Raw genomic sequence first — 16,004 nt, forward strand, 5'->3', positions numbered from 1 at the left:
GGATCCACAAGGAGCACTCCATGACGAACCAACACCCCAGCCGACGACTGCTTCTCGCCGGCCTCGGCGCCGCCGGGACGACAGCGCTGCTCAGCGGCTGTGTCACCGCCAGTTCCTCCGGCAAGGGCTCCTCCGGGGGCGGCGCGGTGACCCTCCAGTCCAACCTCTCCGCCCCGCAGGCGAAGGCGGCGATGGAGGACCTCGCCGCCGCCTACGCCAAGCAGGGCTCCGGGCGCGCGAGCCTCAACACGGTCGCCGCGGAGACCTTCCGCACCCAGCTGCCGACGTATCTGACCTCGGCCAATCCGCCGGATGTGCTCACCTGGTACCCCGGCTCGGTGGCGGAGGCCTACGCGAAGAAGAACCTGCTGCTCGACCTCAGCGAGGTGTGGGCCTCCCCCGATCTGGGGCGCTACTCCACGGCGCTGAACAAGCTGTGCACCGCGGCCTCCGGCAAGAAGGTCTTCGTCCCCACCACCTACTACTGGTGGGGCATGTTCTACCGGAAGTCCAACTTCGCCAAGTGGGGCGTGAGCGAGCCGAAGAGCTGGGACGACTTCCTCGACCTGTGCGACAAGCTCAAGTCCAAGGGCGTCGCCCCGATCGGCCTGGGCGCGGGCGGCAACACCACCTGGGTGGCGTCCGCCTGGTTCGACTACCTGAACATACGGATCAACGGCGCCCCCTATCACCGCGAGCTCCTCGCCGGGAAGCACCGCTTCGACGACCCCGAGGTGCACAAGGTCTTCGACCGCTGGCAGGAGGTGCTGCCGTACTTCGACCCCAACGGCACCGCCGTGGCCTTCCAGGACGCCACGACCGCCCTGCTCAACGGCCGCAGCGGCATGATGCTCATCGGCACCTTCTTCGCCGACGCGGTGCCGAAGGACGCCCTCGACGACATCGACTTCTTCCGCTTCCCGGTCATCGACCCCAAGGTCCCGCTCGCCGAGGAGGCGCCCACCGACGGGTACTTCGCCAGCGCCCGCACCGGACGCCGGGACGAGGTCTTCGACCTGCTGCGCTACCTCGCCACGGCCGAGGCGCAGGAGATCTACATCAAGGGCTCCTCGGGCACCGCCCTGCCCTGCCACCCCGATGCCAAGGACTCCGGGACGCCGCTGGTGAAGAAGGGCCGCAAGCACATCGAGGAGGCCACCGAGATCACCCAGTTCTTCAACCGTGACTCCAGCGACGCCCTCCAGCCCGCGACGGACACCGCGCTGACCAAGTTCATCGCCAAGCCGAAGAGCGTCGGGTCGATCCTCACCAACTGGCAGCGCGACGCCGAGAAGATCTGGCGGGCCTGACGTGGCCGTCCTCACCGCCCCCGAACGCACTTCCCCGGCCCCGCCGCCGCCCCGCGGCAGGCGGGCCCGGGGCCCTCGGCGCACACCCCCGCTGGTGCTCGCCTTCCTCCTCGTCCCGCTGCTGGCCGAGGCCGTATGGGTCTTCTGGCCCGCGCTCCAGGGCTTCTACCTCGCCCTGACCAACTGGGACGGCGTGTCGGCGCCCGAGTTCGTGGGCCTCGGCAACTTCCGCGAGATGGCCCACGACGAGGTCTTCCGCACCGCCGCCGTCGACACGGTGCTGTGGCTGGTGCTGTTCGGCGGACTGTCCGCGCTCCTCGGCCTCGGCGCGGCCCTCCTCCTCCAGCAGGAGCGCCGCGGGGTCGGTTTCTACCGCGCCGCCCTGTTCCTGCCGGTCGTGTTCTCCCTGGTCGCCACCGCCCTGGTCTGGCAGGCCATCTACCAGCCCGACGGCGTCCTGAACCAGATCCTGGAATCGGTCGGCCTCGACAGCCTGCGCCACGCCTGGCTCGCCGATCAGGACACCGCCCTGTACGCGGTGATCGTGCCCGCGCTGTGGCGCCAGGTCGGCTATGTGATGGTGCTGTACCTCGCCGGGCTCAAGGGCATCGACCCGGCCCTGTACGAGGCGGCCAAGGTCGACGGCGCCGGGCCCTGGCAGCGCTTCCGCTATGTGACGCTGCCGCAGCTGCGCGGTGTCAACGCCGTCGTCCTGTCCGTGATCATCATCGACTCGCTGCGCTCCTTCGACGTCGTGTGGTCGCTGACCCGGGGCGGTCCCTACCACTCGTCCGAACTGCTGAGCACCTACATGTACTCCACCGCTTTCCAGTCCCTGCGGCTGGGATACGGCTCCGCGCTGGCGGTCGTCATCTTCGCCCTGGCCTTCGGCGTCATCGCCTCCTACCTCGTGCGCGCCTTCCGGGAGGCCGACTGATGTCCGCCACCTCCACCGCCGTGCGCCGCAAGCGCGCCAAGACCGCCGGATTCCACCTGGGCGCCGGTGCGCTCGCCGTCCTGTGGCTGCTGCCCATCGCCCTGGTCCTGGTGACCAGCCTGCGCTCCTTCGACGACATCGCCGTCCACGGCCTGGGCAGTTGGCCCCGCTCCTTCACCCTCGACAACTTCCGTCAGGCCTGGGTCGACGGCGGCCAGCAGCGCGCCCTGATCAACAGCCTGGTCGTCACCGTCCCGTGCGTGCTGGTGACGCTGGCCCTGGCCGCCATGGCCGCGTTCGCCCTCAGCCGCTACGAGGTGCCCTTCCGCCGCTCCGTGTTGCTGCTCATGCTCGGCGGCAACCTGCTCCCGCCGCAGATCCTGCTCATCCCCGTCTCCAAGCTGAGCGAGCTGATGGGCGTCTACGACACGCTCCCCGCGCTCATCGGGGTGCAGATCGGCTTCGGCGTCGGCTTCTACGTCTTCGTCCTGCACGGCTTCATGCGGGCGATCCCGGTCGAGATCCAGCAGGCCGCCGTCATCGACGGCGCCGGTCCCTGGCAGATCTTCTGGCGGATCATCCTGCCGCTCACCCGCCCGGCGCTGGCCGCGCTCAGCGCGCTGTCCTTCACCTGGATCTTCAACGACCTGCTGTGGGCGATCACCGTGCTGCGCAGCGACAGCAAGATGCCCATCACCGGCGCCCTGATCGGGCTGCAGGGCCAGTTCGTGTCGATGTGGAACGTGATCGCGGCGGGATCCGTCATCGCCGCGGCACCCACCGTGGCCGTCTTCCTGCGCTTCCAGCGCCACTTCGTGGCCGGTCTCAACCTCGGGGCGGTGAAATGACGTCGTACCAGCGCTGGACCCTGCGCACCGAGCACACCGCCTACACCGTCCGCCTCTCCCCCGACGGCCCGTGGGCCGAGCTCGACGCGTGGGGGCCGCTCGGCGTCGAGACCGGCCCGTCCGCGCTGGACTGGTCGAGGCGCACCCACTTCATCACGCCCGCCGATGCCGCGCCCGCCGAGTATCTGCCGTACGGGCTGCGGCCGTTCACCGGGGCCGACCTGGTGGCGGGGCGCCCGGGTGCGGAGCGGGGAGCGTGGTGGGAGTTCGAGGGCGCGGAGGAGGAAGCGGGAGCCCTGCGGCTCACCTTCACCGACGACCTGCTCGGCCTGCGTACGGTGCTGTGCTACGCCACGGTGCCCGGCACCGACGTCATCCACCGCTGGACCGAGCTCACCTGCACGGGCGAGGAGGAGCTGCGGCTGGAGCGGTTCGACTCGGCCGCCGTGAACGTCCCCGTGACCGCCGGCGCCCGACTGACGTACCTCACGGGGCAGTGGTCGCAGGAATTCCAGCGCACCCAACTCACCCTGACCAGGGGCACGTTCACCATGGGCAGCAGTCAGGGCGTGCCCGGACACGCCTACGCGCCCTGGCTCGCGATCCAGGACGCCGCGGGCCCCGGGGACCCTCCCGCCTATGGCGTGGCCCTGGAGTGGCCCGGCAACTGGCACATCACCGCGGAGGCCGAACCGGGCGGCGCCGTGCGGGTACGCGCCGGTCGCGTACCGCACGAGGGCCTGGTGCGCCTGGCACCCGGCGACACCCTCACGACACCGCGCCTCGCCTGCGCCTTCAGCGCCGAAGGGCTCGACGGGCTGTCCCGCGTCTGGCACCGCTACGAACGCCATCTGACCGGCGAGCGGCTGCACCGCCCCCGCAAGGTCCTCTACAACTCCTGGGAGGCCACCGCCTTCGACGTCGACGCGGCGGCGCAGCTCGAACTGGCGAAGACGGCCGCGGACATCGGGGCCGAGTTGTTCGTCGTGGACGACGGATGGTTCACCGGCCGTGCGGACGACACCGGTGGGCTGGGCGACTGGTATCCGGACCCGGCGGCCTTCCCGTCCGGCTTCGACCGGTTCGTGGCCGACGTACGCGCGCTGGGCCTGGACTTCGGCCTGTGGATCGAGCCGGAGGCCGTCAGCCCCGGCAGCAGGCTGTACGCCGACCACCCGGACTGGGTGTACCGGATCGACGGTCGCCCCGCCCGCCTGGTGCGCAACCAGCTCCTGCTCGACCTGGGCCGGACCGATGTCCAGGACTTCGTCATCGCCACCTTGGACCGGTTGCTGACCGGCCATGACATCAGCTACCTCAAGTGGGACATGAACCGGCCGCCGACCGAGCGCGGCCGCCCCGGCGCCGGTCCGGCCGACCGTCTCGACCTGGACGCCCAGCATATCGCCGGCTATCTGCGCGTCCTGGACCATCTGCGCACGGCCCACCCCGGGGTCACCGTCGAGGGGTGCGCGGGCGGCGGCGGGCGCATCGACCACGCGACCCTCGCCCGTACCGACGTGGTCTGGCCCAGCGACAACACCGCGCCCCTGGACCGGCTGGCCGTCCAGTACGGCTTCCTGCACGCCCATGCCCCGCATGTGATGAGCTCGTGGGTCACCGACGCCCCCGGCGTCTTCGACCCCCGTCCGCGCAGCCTCGCCTTCCGCTTCGTGGGCGCCATGTGCGGTGTCCTCGGCATCGGCGCCGACCTGCGCCGGTGGGACGCCGGGCAGCGCGCCGAGGCCGCCCGTTGGATCGCCCGCTACAAGGAGGTGCGCGATGTCGTCCACCTGGGCGAGGCCCGGCTCCTGGGCAGCCCGCTGGACGCCACCTGCGGCGTCCAGTACGACGGCCCGGACGCACGGACCGTCGTGGCGGCGCTCAGCACCGGCCGCCTGGACGGATCCCCGCTCGTCCCGGGACGTCCGGCCCGGCTGCGGCTGCGCGGCCTCGACCCGGCAGCCCGCTACCGGGACGCCGCGTCGGCGACCACGTACAGCGGCGCCCATCTGCTCCACTACGGGCTGCCGTTCACGTGGGGCGCCGACCACGACGCGGAACTGGTGGTGCTGACACGGCAGTAGACCGCCGACCGGCCCATGTCCGCCCCCGCCCGCAGTACAGCGAAGGAGCCCGAACCCCCGATGGAACAGCCCCGCCGGTACGGTGACCGCTTCACCGCCCGCACGGCCGTGGTCACCGGAGCCGCCTCCGGCATCGGTGCCGCCACCGCCGAACGCCTCGCCCAGGAGGGCGCCGCCGTCGTGCTCGCCGACATCGCCGAGGAGCGCGGCGCGGCGGTCGCCGAGCGGATCTGTGAGGACGGCGGCCGAGCCCGCTTCGTGACGGCCGACGTCTCCGCGGAGGAGGACTGGGAGCGGATCGCGGCCGCCGCCCGCGACTTCGGCCCGGTCGACGTGCTCGTCAGCAATGCCTACACGGTCGACGTCACCCCCGCCCATGACATGTCCCTGGGCTCCTGGCAGCGGCAGCTCTCCGTCAACCTCACCGGCGCCTTCCTGGGGTTCAAGGCCGTGCTGGACGATCTGCGCGACCGCCGCGGAGCCGTCGTCCTGACCTCGTCCGTCCACGCCCACAAGGGCATCCCCGGCCACCCCGCCTACGCGGCCTCCAAGGGGGCGCTGCTGTCCCTGTGCGGACAGCTCGCCGTCGAGTACGGTCCCGAGGTGCGGGTCAACGCCGTCGTGCCCGGCCCGATCCTGACGGCGGCCTGGGACCGGGTGTCCCCCGAGGACCGCGCACGCAGCGTCGCCGAAACCGCGGCGGGCCGTTTCGGCACCCCGGAGGAGGTGGCCGCGGCCATCGCCTTCCTCGGCTCCCATGAGGCCGCCTACATCACCGGTGCGAGTCTTGTCGTGGACGGCGGCTGGAGCGTCGTCAAGTCCTCCGCATGACCACCGCGATCAGCTCGCACCAGAAAGGCACTACGACATGACGCCCTACGCCCGTCGCGGCGTGCACGGCCAGACCGTGGAGGCCCTCGCCCGGCGCATCCTGGGCGGCGACATCCCCGAAGGAGCCACCCTGGACCTGGTCGCCCTGCAGAGCGAACTGGACGTCAGCCTCACCGCGCTGCGCGAGTCGCTGAAGGTACTGGCCGCCAAGGGGATGGTCGACGCCCGTCAGAAGCGCGGCACCTTCGTACGGAACCGCTCGGACTGGAATCTGCTCGACGCCGACGTGCTGCGCTGGCAGTTCGACAGCGACCGCACCACCGATGCCGACCGCGCGCTGCTGCGCAACCTCGCCGAGGTGCGCTCCATCATCGAACCGGCGGCCGTACGCCTGGCCGCCGGGCGGCGCACCGAGGCCGACCTCGCCGCCCTGGACGCCGCCGTGGGCGCGATGGGAGCGGGCGGCTCCGACGCCGCCCACGCCGTCGAGGCCGACCTCGCCTTCCACCGGGCCCTGCTCGCCGCCACCCACAACGAACTCCTCGAACGCATGGAGATGGTGATCGAGTCGGGCCTCGCCCACCGCGACCGCATCGTGCACAGCTCCCCCCACAGCCAGGACCCCGTACCCGCCCACCGCGCCGTCCTGGACGCCGTGCGCGCCCAGGACCCGCAGGCCGCCGAGGCCGCCATGCGGGCCCTGCTGGACCAGGCAGGCCGCGACCTGGACCGGGTCGGCGGCTCCGACAACGACATGGAAAGGCCCTCTGGCCAGTGAAGATCACCCGTATCGAGACCTTCGCCGTGCCGCCGCGCTGGCTCTTCTGCCGCGTCGAGACCGACGACGGCGTGGTCGGCTGGGGCGAGCCCGTCGTCGAGGGGCGCGCCGAGGTGGTCCGCGCCGCCGTCGGCGTCCTCGCCGAATACCTGATCGGCAAGGATCCGCTGCGCATCCAGGACCACTGGCAGGTGCTCACCAAGGGCGGCTTCTACCGCGGCGGACCCGTGCTCTCCAGCGCCGTCGCCGGCCTCGACCAGGCCCTGTGGGACATCGCCGGCAAGACCTACGGCGCCCCCGTGCACGCCCTGCTGGGCGGTCCCGTGCGCGACCGGGTCCGGGTGTACGCCTGGGTCGGCGGCGACGAGCCCGCCGAGCTGACCGAGCAGATCACCGCGCAGGTCGAGGCGGGCTTCACGGCGGTGAAGATGAACGGCGCCGGGGCGACCTCTCCGGTGGCCACCGCGGCCGAGACCGCCGCGGTCGTCGACCGGGTGGCCGCGGCCCGCGAGGTCCTCGGCCCGGACCGCGACGTGGCCGTCGACTTCCACGGACGCTTCACCGCCGCCAGCTCCCGCCGCGTCCTGGCCGAACTGGCCGCCCTCCACCCGCTGTTCGTGGAGGAACCCGTCGTCCCCGAGCACAGCCATCTGCTGCCCGGCCTGGTCGCCGCGACCCCGGTGCCCCTCGCCACCGGTGAACGGCTCTACGGACGCACGGAGTTCCTGCCCGTCCTCGCCGCCGGTATCGCCGTCGCGCAGCCCGATCTGTCCCACGCGGGCGGTATCTCCGAGGTCCACCGCATCGCCTCGCTCGCCGAGACCTACGGCGCCCAGCTCGCCCCGCACTGCCCGCTGGGCCCCATCGCGCTCGCGGCCAGCCTCCAGGTCGCGTTCGCGACACCGAACTTCCTGATCCAGGAGCAGAGCCGCGGTATCCACTACAACAAGGACGCCGATCTGCTGTCCTATCTCGTCGACACCGAGCCGTTCCGCTTCGTGAACGGCCACGCGTCCCGCGGCGATGCCCCCGGCCTGGGCATCACCATCGACGAGGCGGCCGTACGCGAGGCCGACCGCACCGGTCACACCTGGCGCAACCCGGTCTGGCGCCACCCCGACGGCTCCTTCGCGGAGTGGTGACGACCTTGCTGGAGATCGTCACCGACCCCGCGCACGGCGGCCGCTGGACCTCGCTGCGCGCCGGGGACCGCGAATGGCTGTGGCACGGCACGGCGGCCGGGCGGGGCCAGGTGTCCCCCGGGGACGCCTTCGTGGACGCGGGCGGCCTGGAGGAGTGCGTGCCCACCGTCCGCGGCGCCCCCGACCATGGCGACGCCTGGTCACGCCCTTGGAAGCGGGAGGGGGACACGGACACCGTCCAGTGCGACCGGTTCGCGCTGCGACGCACGATCCGCGGTACGGCCGACGGTGCGCAGGCCGACTACGTCCTTGACTCCGACCCGGGTTTTCCCTTCGTCTGGGCCGCCCACGCGCTGCTCGATCTGTCCCCGCGGGCGTCCCTGCGCCTGCGCGACGGGGCGCGCGCCCGGCTCTTCCCGGAGGCCGCACCGCTGCTGGACCGGCCCTGGCCGGCCGGGGATCCGTGGGTGGAGGGTGACTGGCCCGCGCCCCTCGGCCTGCCCCTGGACCGGTTCGGGCCGGACGACGGCACCGCGGTCGGCGCGGTCGTGGACGCCCCGCGCGCCTGCGTCCACGACGGCGCGGGCTGCCTGGCCTTCGCGCTCGAGGCCGACGGGCAGCCGCTGTCCATCGCCGTGTGGCGCAACCTCGGCGGTTTCCCCGCCGAGAACCCCTATCGCAGCACAGGAGTCGAGCCGATGCTCGGCCGTGTCTTCGACCTCGCCGACGCGGGTGCGGGCGATGCCGCGCGCGTGCCCGCGTCGGGCGAGGTGCGCTGGCGGCTCACGCTCAGCGCGGCCTGCCGCTGCCCCTGAATCCGCCCGTTTCTACGAGGAGTTCCCCCTGTGGACCTGCGAGCCGCCCTGGCCGCCCATCGGCTGGTCGCCGTCGTGCGCGGCGACGACCCCGAGGCCGCGCTGCGCACCGTACTGGCCCTGGCCGACGAGGGCATCGAGCTGATCGAGGTGTCGCTGTCCGGCACGGACGCCCTGACCGTCATCGAGCGGGCCCGCGAGGCCCTCGGCCCCGACCGTCCCCTCGGCGCGGGCACCGTGCTCACCGCCGACGACGCCCGCGCCGTCCACCGGGCGGGCGCCGACTTCGCCGTCACCCCCGGTCTGGGCGCGGGGATGTCCACCGCCCGCGAACTGGGCCTCCCGGTCCTGGCAGGGGTCATGACCCCGACCGAAGTCATCGCCGCACGTGCGCTCGGCGCCGAGGCGCTGAAGATCTTCCCCGCCGCGCAGTCCGGCGGCCCCGGCTATCTCAAGGCCCTGCGGGGGCCGTTCCCGCACGAGCCGTTCGTACCGGTCGGCGGTGTGGACGAAGCCGCGGCCCGCGCCTATCTGGCCGCCGGGGCGACCGCGGTCGGCATCGGCTCGCCGCTTGTCGGCGACGCCGCCGACGGTGGCAGCACGGCCGCCCTGCGCGAACGCGCCCGCGCCTTCCGCACCGCCGTCCAGGAGGCCACAGCGTGACCGAGGACCCGCGCCCGACCCGCCCCGACCGTCTCGAGCTGGGCGAGGGCATCCGCTGGACCGGCGAAGCTCTCGTCCTCGTCGATATCCTCAAGGGTCGCCTGCTGACGGCCCCCCAGGACCCCACCGCGCCCCTGCGGACGCTGGCCGAACTGCCCGTCCCCCTGGGCGCGGTGGCGCCCGTGGCGGGCCGGCCCGGCACCTGGATCGCCGCCGCGGGCACCGGGATCTGCCTGCTCGGCCCCGACGGAGCCACCACCTGGCCGGCGCGCCCCGAGGCGGATGCCCGCCCGCCCGGCGCATGAACGACGGCACCGCCGACCCGTCCGGCAGATTCTGGGCGGGCAGCATGGCCTACGACGCCGACGAGGACGCGGGCTCCCTCTACCGGGTGGATCACGACGGCACGGTGACCCGGGTCCTCGACGGCATCACGGTGCCGAACGGGCCCGCGTTCACGGCCGACGGACGCGCCATGTACCTGGCCGACAGCGCCCGGGGAGTCGTCCGGCGCTACCCCGTCGACCCGGCGACGGGCGGCCTCGGCACACCGACGACCTTCGTCACGGTGGACGGCGGCAGCCCCGACGGCATGGCGGTCGACGACGCGGGTGGCGTGTGGATCGCCGTCTGGGGCACCGGGACGGTGCGCCGGTACCGGCCGGACGGCGAACTCGACCGCACGCTGCGGCTGCCCGCCGCCCAGCCCGCCGGAGTCTGCCTCCAGGGCGACATCCTGCACATCACCACGGCCCGGGTCGGTCTCACCCGGCCGGGCCCCGACGACGGTGCCCTGTTCGCGGTCCGGGTCGAGGTGCCGGGCCCACCGGCGGCCGCCTATCGCCCGCATCCCGGTGCCGGGCCCGGGCCGACACCGGCACTGGCGGGCGCATGACGGCCCCATGGCCCCCGGCGGTCGGACCGGTGGTCTGCGTCGGCGAGACGATGACCGCGCTGGCCCCCGAACCGCCCGACGCCGTGGAAACCGGTGAGAGCCTGCGGCTGTCCGTGGCGGGCGCGGAGTCCAACGTGGCGATGTACCTGGCGGACCTGGGCCTTGCCGCCGTATGGCTCTCGGCCCTCGGCGACGACCCGTTCGGCCGGCGGGTGCGTACCGCCGTCGCCGCGGCGGGCGTCGACGTCTCGGGCGTACGGTCCGACCCGAACCGGCCGACGGGCCTGCTCGTGAAGGACCCGGGACCCACGGGCACCCGCGTCCACTACTACCGGCGCGGTTCGGCGGCCTCGGCGCTGGGGCCCGACATCCTGGACGACCCGCGGCTCGGGTCGGCGGCGCTCCTCCACCTCACGGGCGTGACCCCCGCGCTCTCGCCATCCTGCGCCGCCCTGGTGGAACGGGCGCTCGCCACCCCCGCGCCCGACCGCCCGTACGCCATCAGCTTCGACGTCAATCACCGCCCGGCGCTGTGGCCGGAGGGCACGGCCGCCGCGGTCCTCCGCGACCTGGCCGACCGCGCCGACATCGTCTTCGTCGGCCTCGACGAGGCGCAGCACCTGTGGGGCGCGGACCTCGACGCGGCCGGCGTCCGCACGCTGCTGCCGCATCCGCGCCTGCTCGTCGTCAAGGACGGCGGACGGGCGGCGACCGCCTTCGGCGACGGGACGGAGGTCACGGTGGAGGCCCTGCGCACGGAGGTGGTGGAGCCGGTCGGCGCGGGGGACGCCTTCGCCGCCGGTTTCCTGGCGGGGCTGCTGCGTGACGGGGACCTGACCTCGGCACTGCGACTCGGCCACATCACGGCCGCGTCCGCGCTCAAGGTGATCGGAGACCACGGCCCGCTGCCGGAATCCGGGACGGTCGAGCGGCTGCTCGGGCTGACGGACCGGGCATGGGCGGAGCGGAACACCCCCGAGCGCGCGGGGCATACGCCGTCCTCGCCGCCGCTCACCGGTTGACCAGAGGGCGGAACGCGCTCCGCACATCGGTTGTGGAGGCGCTGACGTACCTGTTCGACGCCGGGCCCGGGCCGGCCGGAATAGTACGTGTTGACTTCCTCCCCTCCTGAAGGAGGGGATTCCTAAATTCCCCGGTCCTCTTCCACTCGGTGAGCATGGCCGAGGTGGCGTTGTAGTTCACCCGCTCCTGCCGCAGCACCCACGGGTGCGTGCTGCCAGGGCCAGGTTGCAGACCTTCCGCACGCACCCGAACGTGCCCGACAGCTCGGCCGCCTGCGCATCGGACGAATAGAAACGGAACTTGAACGCTCGCTTCACATACGTGGCCCCCACGTCTCACGTGTTAGCGCATCAGCTTGTGACCCACTGCAGGTAGTTGGGGGTGGACGCCGGTCGCCCTGACGGCGAACCGGCTTTCCTGCAGCAGATAGCCGACGCCCAGCAGGGAGGCGTTGCCGAGGGCGACGGCCAGCGGGTCGTGCGGCCGGGACGCGGGGGGCGCGGGCTCCGGCACGGCGAGGGTCGATTCATCCATCCTGATCTCTTCCCGTCACGGCGTGGGTGCGCAGGGCGCTCCCTGGCACCCCGGCCCCGGGGGCCCCTCCCGAGGAGATCGGCGCGGGAGGCTCATGCCGCAGGGACGCCGTCGCTCCCGGGAAGAAAGCGAGGCGGCGAGATCAGATATTTTCTGACGAAACTACCGATATGGAGCAAATGCACCCACCAGGCCCTAGGTCCCGTCAAGAGTGGTCCACGGCCCCTTCCGGCACTATCGTCCGCTTCGTACCGTCAAGGGCTGCGGTATTCCGTTTCACGCCGACCGACTGGACCCCTTCCGTGCCCGATTCCTCCCACGCCGCCACCTGGCGCTTCGCCTTGCCGCATACGACGGCCGCCGTACCGCTGGCGCGCGCGCTGATCCGGAACACCCTGGCCGACATCGGGGCGCCGGTGGACGGCGACACCGCGGAGCTGCTGACGGCGGAGCTGGTGGCCAACGCGGTGCGGCACACGGACGGCGACGAGCCGATAGAGCTGGTGGTGGAGCTGGTGCCGACCGGGGGCTGGCAGGTCGAGGTGCACGACCAGGACCCGAATCCGCCCGGCGGGCTGGACTCGCTGGGGCACCCCGAAGGTCCCAAGAGACCCGACAGCCTCGCCGAGGGCGGACGCGGTCTGCTGCTGATCCGGACCCTCAGCGCGGACGCGGGCTACCGGCCGACCCCCTACGGCAAGGCCGTCTGGTTCATCCTTCCGCCCACGGATGGCCCCGCGGAAGGCCCGGCGGAGCGCCCTACGGAGCACTGAGGGTCGCGACCAGCACCGCCTTGATCGTGTGCATCCGGTTCTCCGCCTCGTCGAAGACGACGGAGTGCTCGGATTCGAAGACCTCGTCGGTGACCTCCAGCTCGGTCAGCCCGTGCCGCTCATGGATCTCCCGGCCGACGTCGGTGCCCAGGTCATGGAAGGCCGGCAGGCAGTGCAGGAACTTCACGGCGTCGTTGCCCGTCGCGCGCAGCACATCCATCGTCACCGCGTACGGCCCCAGCAGCGCTATCCGCTCGTCCCACACCTCCTTGGGCTCACCCATGGACACCCACACATCGGTGGCGACGAAGTCCGCGCCGCGCACGCCCTCCTCGACGTTCTCGGTGAGCGAGATCCGGGCGCCGGTGGCCGTGGCGAGCTGGCGCGCCAGCTCCACGATGGTGCTGTCGGGCCACAGCAGGCTGGGCGCGACGATGCGGACGTCCATGCCCAGCAGGGCCCCGGTGACGAGGTAGGAGTTGCCCATGTTGTACCGGGCGTCGCCGAGGTAGGCGTAGGCCACCTGGTCCAGCGGCTTGTCGCTGTGCTCGGTCATGGTCAGCACGTCGGCGAGCATCTGGGTGGGGTGCCACTCGTCGGTGAGGCCGTTGTAGACGGGCACCCCGGCGTGCGCGGCGAGCTCCTCGACGACGCCTTGGCCGTGGCCCCGGTACTCGATCGCGTCGTACATCCGGCCGAGCACCCGCGCCGTGTCCTTCACCGACTCCTTGTGACCGATCTGCGAGCCGACCGGATCGAGATAGGTCGCGGAGGCGCCCTGGTCGGCGGCCGCGACCTCGAAGGCGCAACGGGTGCGGGTGGAGGTCTTCTCGAAGACCAGGGCGATGTTCTTGCCCCGCAGCCGCGGCTCCTCGGTGCCCGCGCGCTTGGCCGCCTTCAGCTCGGCGGCGAGCTCGATCAGGCGGCGGAACTCGTCGGCGGTGAAGTCCAGCTCCTTGAGGAAGTGGCGGCCGGTGAGGTCAATCGCCATAAGGGTGGCTCCTAGGTCACGGCGAACACGGCGGATCAGGGGCTACGGCGAGCGCCGCGGCCAGGAACCATGGAAGCATATACGATGCTCTGCATATATACGGAGACCAGGGGGTGAACCCTGGCATTACGGGTCCGCGGGCTCGCGTTACTGCTCTGCGGGCTCGCGTGACGCGTCCACGGGCTCGCCTACGGCTCGACCGGGTCCCGCTCGACCGGACAGCTCATGCACCGCGGCCCGCCCCGGCCCCGGCCCAGCTCGCTGCCCGGGATGTCGATGACCTCGATCCCGCACTTGCGCAGATAGGTGTTGGTCGTCGCGTTCCGCTCGTAGGCGACCACCACGCCCGGCTCGACCGCGAGCACATTGCAGCCGTCGTCCCACTGCTCGCGCTCCGCCGCGTGGACGTCCTGGGTCGCCGTGAGCACGCGGATGGAGTCCAGGCCGAGGGCCGCGGCTATCGCGCGGTGCATATGCTCCGGCGGATGGTCGGTGACCTTGAGGTCCTTGCTGCCCGCGCCCGGCTCGATGGTGTACGAGCGGAGCATCCCCAGCCCCGCGTACTGCGTGAAGGTGTCCCCGTCCACCATCGTCATCACGGTGTCCAGGTGCATGAACGCCCGCCCCTTGGGCATGTCGAGCGCCACGATCGTCCGGGCCGAACCGGCCTCGAAGAGCCGGTGCGCGATCATCTCCACCGCCTGCGGAGTGGTCCGCTCGCTCATCCCGATCAGCACCGCACCCTTGCCGAGCACCAGCACATCACCGCCCTCGATGGTCGAGGGATACGCGGCCTGCCCCTCCGACCAGACGTGGAAGTCCTCCTTGGCGAAGAGCGGGTGATGGCGGTAGACGGCCTCGTAGTGCACCGTCTCGTGCCAGCGGGCGGGCCAGCGCATCGCATTGATCGACACCCCGTCGTACACCCACGCGGAGGCGTCCCGGGTGAAGAGATGGTTCGGCAGCGGGTTGACCAGGAAGTCATCGGGCTCCATGGCGTGGAAGCGGACGGAGACCGGCTCCGGGTACCGCCCCAGATACTCCCGCTTGGTCATGCCGCCGATCAGCGCCTCGGTCAGCTCGGGGGCGCTCAGCTCGTCGAAGGCGGCGCGCAGATGGTCGGTGGCCAGGGGCCCGTACTCCTTCTCGTCGAAGACCCGGTCCAGCACCAGCGCCCGCGCGTCCGGCAGGCCCAGGCTCTCGGTGAGCAGATCCCCGAAGAGATGGACCTCGACCCCGCGGTCGCGCAGGACGTCGGCGAAGCCGTCGTGCTCCTGGCGGGCGCGGCGCACCCACAGGACGTCGTCGAAGAGCAGAGCGTCCTTGTTGGTGGGTGTGAGCCGCTTGAGCTCCAGGTCGGGGCGGTGCAGTATGACGCGGCGCAGCCGCCCGGCCTCGGAGTCGACATGGAATCCCATGCCCCCATCTTCGCCGCTCGCGGCCCGTTGTGAACGCCCGGCGACACGGATCACTCGCGCTGATCGCGATGGCCACCGCGGTTCCGCCGCACGGGGCGGGGCCTGCCGTCCGCGGCGGGCGGCTATCCGGCCGCCGGGGGGGCGGCTATCCGGCCGCCGGGGGGGGCGGCTATCCGGCCGCGATCACCACGATCAGCACCAGGGCGACCGCGATGAACCCCAGCAAGGCGGAGACCCACAGCTGGCCGGGCTTCAGATCGAGCCCGCCGCCGTCGTCGGTGCCGCCGCGCCGCCACCGTCGCCGTGCCTCGCGCCGGGTGGCGCGGGCCGCCGTCTCCTCGTGCTCCCGGCACTCCTCGGCCACGCCGCCGAACAGCGCCTTCCAGCCCTTCTCGCCGAACCCCGTGGGCTGCCGGGTGCCGGCGATCCGGCGCACCACCTCACGGCCCGCGCCGTCGGCGGCCGTCCACAGGCCGGGCAGGACGCACGCCATCAGCTCCGGAACCGCGCCGCGCTGCGCGTACGGGCGGACCAGCCCCTCGTACAGCATCAGCGCGTTGCGCACCCGCAGCCGGCGGCCGGGGTCCGCGGCCGGTCCGTCCGCACCGCCCTGGGCGCGCGGCGGCGGGTCGAGATAGAGCTGGGCGAGCAGCACCTTCTCGCAGACCGCGTCAGCCAGCTCCGGTCCGCGCTCGGGCGCGCGGCGCACCAGCTCGACCACGACGCGGGTGGCCCGCTCAGCGGGCAGCCCCTCGTCCAGCGCGCTCAGCAGCAGGCCGTCATCGGCCCCCCGCAGCGCCGCGGGCAGGTCGTCCCCGCCGTGGCGCAGCGCCTCGCGCAGCATCCGCGCCCCGGTGACCGAGACTCGGCGAACCCCCGCGCCCGCCGTCCTCGCCCGCTCCGCCGTGGTGTCGTCCGTGGTCTCCGTGCCTGTCGGGTCCTCTGTCTCTTTCACCATC

At 72.5% G+C, this 16,004-nt stretch carries 15 protein-coding genes and 2 pseudogenes; 12 read left to right on the forward strand and 5 right to left on the reverse strand.

Translation table 11 applies throughout. The features are described from left to right. Nucleotides 1-20: 20 nt before the first annotated feature. The 11 genes and pseudogenes from ACFYOY_RS26385 (at nucleotide 21) to ACFYOY_RS26435 (ending at nucleotide 11,328) form a co-directional block, all read left to right on the forward strand. A complete protein-coding gene (locus ACFYOY_RS26385) occupies nucleotides 21-1,310 on the forward strand; it encodes an extracellular solute-binding protein (protein WP_351879155.1) in 1,290 nt (429 codons plus the stop codon). A gap of 1 nt (nucleotide 1,311) precedes the next feature. Then, on the forward strand, nucleotides 1,312-2,247 hold the full coding sequence (locus tag ACFYOY_RS26390) for a carbohydrate ABC transporter permease (protein WP_388590017.1): 936 nt from the start codon (nucleotides 1,312-1,314) through the stop codon (nucleotides 2,245-2,247). Further along, nucleotides 2,247-3,095, forward strand: a complete 849-nt coding sequence (locus ACFYOY_RS26395; protein ID WP_351879161.1) for a carbohydrate ABC transporter permease — start codon at nucleotides 2,247-2,249, stop codon at nucleotides 3,093-3,095. Before ACFYOY_RS26390 ends, ACFYOY_RS26395 begins: the two co-directional genes overlap by 1 nt. Continuing rightward, on the forward strand, nucleotides 3,092-5,182 hold the full coding sequence (locus tag ACFYOY_RS26400; RefSeq protein ID WP_388590020.1) for an alpha-galactosidase: 2,091 nt from the start codon (nucleotides 3,092-3,094) through the stop codon (nucleotides 5,180-5,182). The genes ACFYOY_RS26395 and ACFYOY_RS26400 overlap by 4 nt, the downstream gene beginning before the upstream one ends. 60 nt (nucleotides 5,183-5,242) lie before the next feature. Beyond that, nucleotides 5,243-6,013 carry an SDR family NAD(P)-dependent oxidoreductase gene (locus ACFYOY_RS26405; protein WP_388590022.1) on the forward strand — a complete coding sequence of 257 codons (771 nt, stop codon included), beginning with the start codon at nucleotides 5,243-5,245 and terminating at the stop codon, nucleotides 6,011-6,013. A 37-nt stretch (nucleotides 6,014-6,050) separates the two neighbouring features. Continuing rightward, a complete protein-coding gene (locus ACFYOY_RS26410) occupies nucleotides 6,051-6,791 on the forward strand; it encodes an FCD domain-containing protein (protein WP_351879170.1) in 741 nt (246 codons plus the stop codon). Continuing rightward, nucleotides 6,788-7,933 carry a galactonate dehydratase gene (gene dgoD / locus ACFYOY_RS26415; protein WP_388590025.1) on the forward strand — a complete coding sequence of 382 codons (1,146 nt, stop codon included), beginning with the start codon at nucleotides 6,788-6,790 and terminating at the stop codon, nucleotides 7,931-7,933. Before ACFYOY_RS26410 ends, dgoD begins: the two co-directional genes overlap by 4 nt. Then, a complete protein-coding gene (locus ACFYOY_RS26420) occupies nucleotides 7,930-8,748 on the forward strand; it encodes a hypothetical protein (RefSeq protein WP_351879176.1) in 819 nt (272 codons plus the stop codon). Before dgoD ends, ACFYOY_RS26420 begins: the two co-directional genes overlap by 4 nt. A 30-nt stretch (nucleotides 8,749-8,778) precedes the next feature. Then, complete coding sequence (locus ACFYOY_RS26425; RefSeq protein WP_351879178.1) at nucleotides 8,779-9,411, forward strand: bifunctional 4-hydroxy-2-oxoglutarate aldolase/2-dehydro-3-deoxy-phosphogluconate aldolase; 633 nt, start codon at nucleotides 8,779-8,781, stop codon at nucleotides 9,409-9,411. Beyond that, a pseudogene (locus ACFYOY_RS26430) lies at nucleotides 9,408-10,306 on the forward strand (SMP-30/gluconolactonase/LRE family protein). Before ACFYOY_RS26425 ends, ACFYOY_RS26430 begins: the two are co-directional and overlap by 4 nt. Then, nucleotides 10,303-11,328 (forward strand): sugar kinase, encoded by a 1,026-nt coding sequence (locus ACFYOY_RS26435; RefSeq protein ID WP_351879184.1) that lies wholly within the window; start codon nucleotides 10,303-10,305, stop codon nucleotides 11,326-11,328. The pseudogene ACFYOY_RS26430 and the gene ACFYOY_RS26435 overlap by 4 nt, the downstream one beginning before the upstream one ends. 127 nt (nucleotides 11,329-11,455) lie before the next feature. Here ACFYOY_RS26435 and ACFYOY_RS26440 read toward each other — a convergent pair. Together ACFYOY_RS26440 and ACFYOY_RS26445 are read right to left on the reverse strand one after the other, a co-directional pair. Next, nucleotides 11,456-11,661 (reverse strand): annotated as a pseudogene (locus ACFYOY_RS26440) (helix-turn-helix domain-containing protein); the annotation flags it as partial. A 10-nt stretch (nucleotides 11,662-11,671) separates the two neighbouring features. Next, on the reverse strand, nucleotides 11,672-11,863 hold the full coding sequence (locus tag ACFYOY_RS26445) for a hypothetical protein (RefSeq protein WP_351879187.1): 192 nt from the start codon (nucleotides 11,861-11,863) through the stop codon (nucleotides 11,672-11,674). A 302-nt stretch (nucleotides 11,864-12,165) separates the two neighbouring features. On the opposite strand from ACFYOY_RS26445, the gene ACFYOY_RS26450 reads away from it, so the two are divergent. Further along, nucleotides 12,166-12,636, forward strand: coding sequence for an ATP-binding protein (locus ACFYOY_RS26450; protein WP_388590030.1), 471 nt, complete (start codon nucleotides 12,166-12,168; stop codon nucleotides 12,634-12,636). Here the strand turns inward: ACFYOY_RS26450 and argF are convergent. From argF to ACFYOY_RS26465, 3 genes are all read right to left on the reverse strand, one after another. Beyond that, nucleotides 12,623-13,627 (reverse strand): ornithine carbamoyltransferase, encoded by a 1,005-nt coding sequence (argF, locus tag ACFYOY_RS26455; RefSeq protein ID WP_388590033.1) that lies wholly within the window; start codon nucleotides 13,625-13,627, stop codon nucleotides 12,623-12,625. The two genes, ACFYOY_RS26450 and argF, sit on opposite strands and share 14 nt — an antisense overlap. A 188-nt stretch (nucleotides 13,628-13,815) precedes the next feature. Beyond that, entirely contained in the window at nucleotides 13,816-15,045 is a 1,230-nt protein-coding gene (locus ACFYOY_RS26460; protein ID WP_059141682.1) for an arginine deiminase, read from the reverse strand. Between the two features lie 169 nt (nucleotides 15,046-15,214). Then, nucleotides 15,215-16,003 (reverse strand): hypothetical protein, encoded by a 789-nt coding sequence (locus ACFYOY_RS26465; protein WP_351879196.1) that lies wholly within the window; start codon nucleotides 16,001-16,003, stop codon nucleotides 15,215-15,217. Nucleotide 16,004 lies beyond the last annotated feature (1 nt).

Origin of the sequence: Streptomyces sp. NPDC007875 (assembly GCF_042868035.1) — a bacterium.
Taxonomy (GTDB): Bacteria; Actinomycetota; Actinomycetes; order Streptomycetales; family Streptomycetaceae; genus Streptomyces; species Streptomyces antimycoticus.

What these genes read in the sequence shown, in the direction of transcription:
- ACFYOY_RS26465 (WP_351879196.1), bottom strand. Translation starts at nt 16,003, where the DNA reads ATGGTGAAAGAGACAGAGGACCCGACAGGCACGGAGACCACGGACGAC.
- ACFYOY_RS26395 (WP_351879161.1), top strand. Translation starts at nt 2,247, where the DNA reads ATGTCCGCCACCTCCACCGCCGTGCGCCGCAAGCGCGCCAAGACCGCC.
- ACFYOY_RS26445 (WP_351879187.1), bottom strand. Translation starts at nt 11,863, where the DNA reads ATGGATGAATCGACCCTCGCCGTGCCGGAGCCCGCGCCCCCCGCGTCC.
- ACFYOY_RS26400 (WP_388590020.1), top strand. Translation starts at nt 3,092, where the DNA reads ATGACGTCGTACCAGCGCTGGACCCTGCGCACCGAGCACACCGCCTAC.
- ACFYOY_RS26435 (WP_351879184.1), top strand. Translation starts at nt 10,303, where the DNA reads ATGACGGCCCCATGGCCCCCGGCGGTCGGACCGGTGGTCTGCGTCGGC.
- ACFYOY_RS26410 (WP_351879170.1), top strand. Translation starts at nt 6,051, where the DNA reads ATGACGCCCTACGCCCGTCGCGGCGTGCACGGCCAGACCGTGGAGGCC.
- ACFYOY_RS26405 (WP_388590022.1), top strand. Translation starts at nt 5,243, where the DNA reads ATGGAACAGCCCCGCCGGTACGGTGACCGCTTCACCGCCCGCACGGCC.
- ACFYOY_RS26385 (WP_351879155.1), top strand. Translation starts at nt 21, where the DNA reads ATGACGAACCAACACCCCAGCCGACGACTGCTTCTCGCCGGCCTCGGC.
- ACFYOY_RS26460 (WP_059141682.1), bottom strand. Translation starts at nt 15,045, where the DNA reads ATGGGATTCCATGTCGACTCCGAGGCCGGGCGGCTGCGCCGCGTCATA.
- argF (WP_388590033.1), bottom strand. Translation starts at nt 13,627, where the DNA reads ATGGCGATTGACCTCACCGGCCGCCACTTCCTCAAGGAGCTGGACTTC.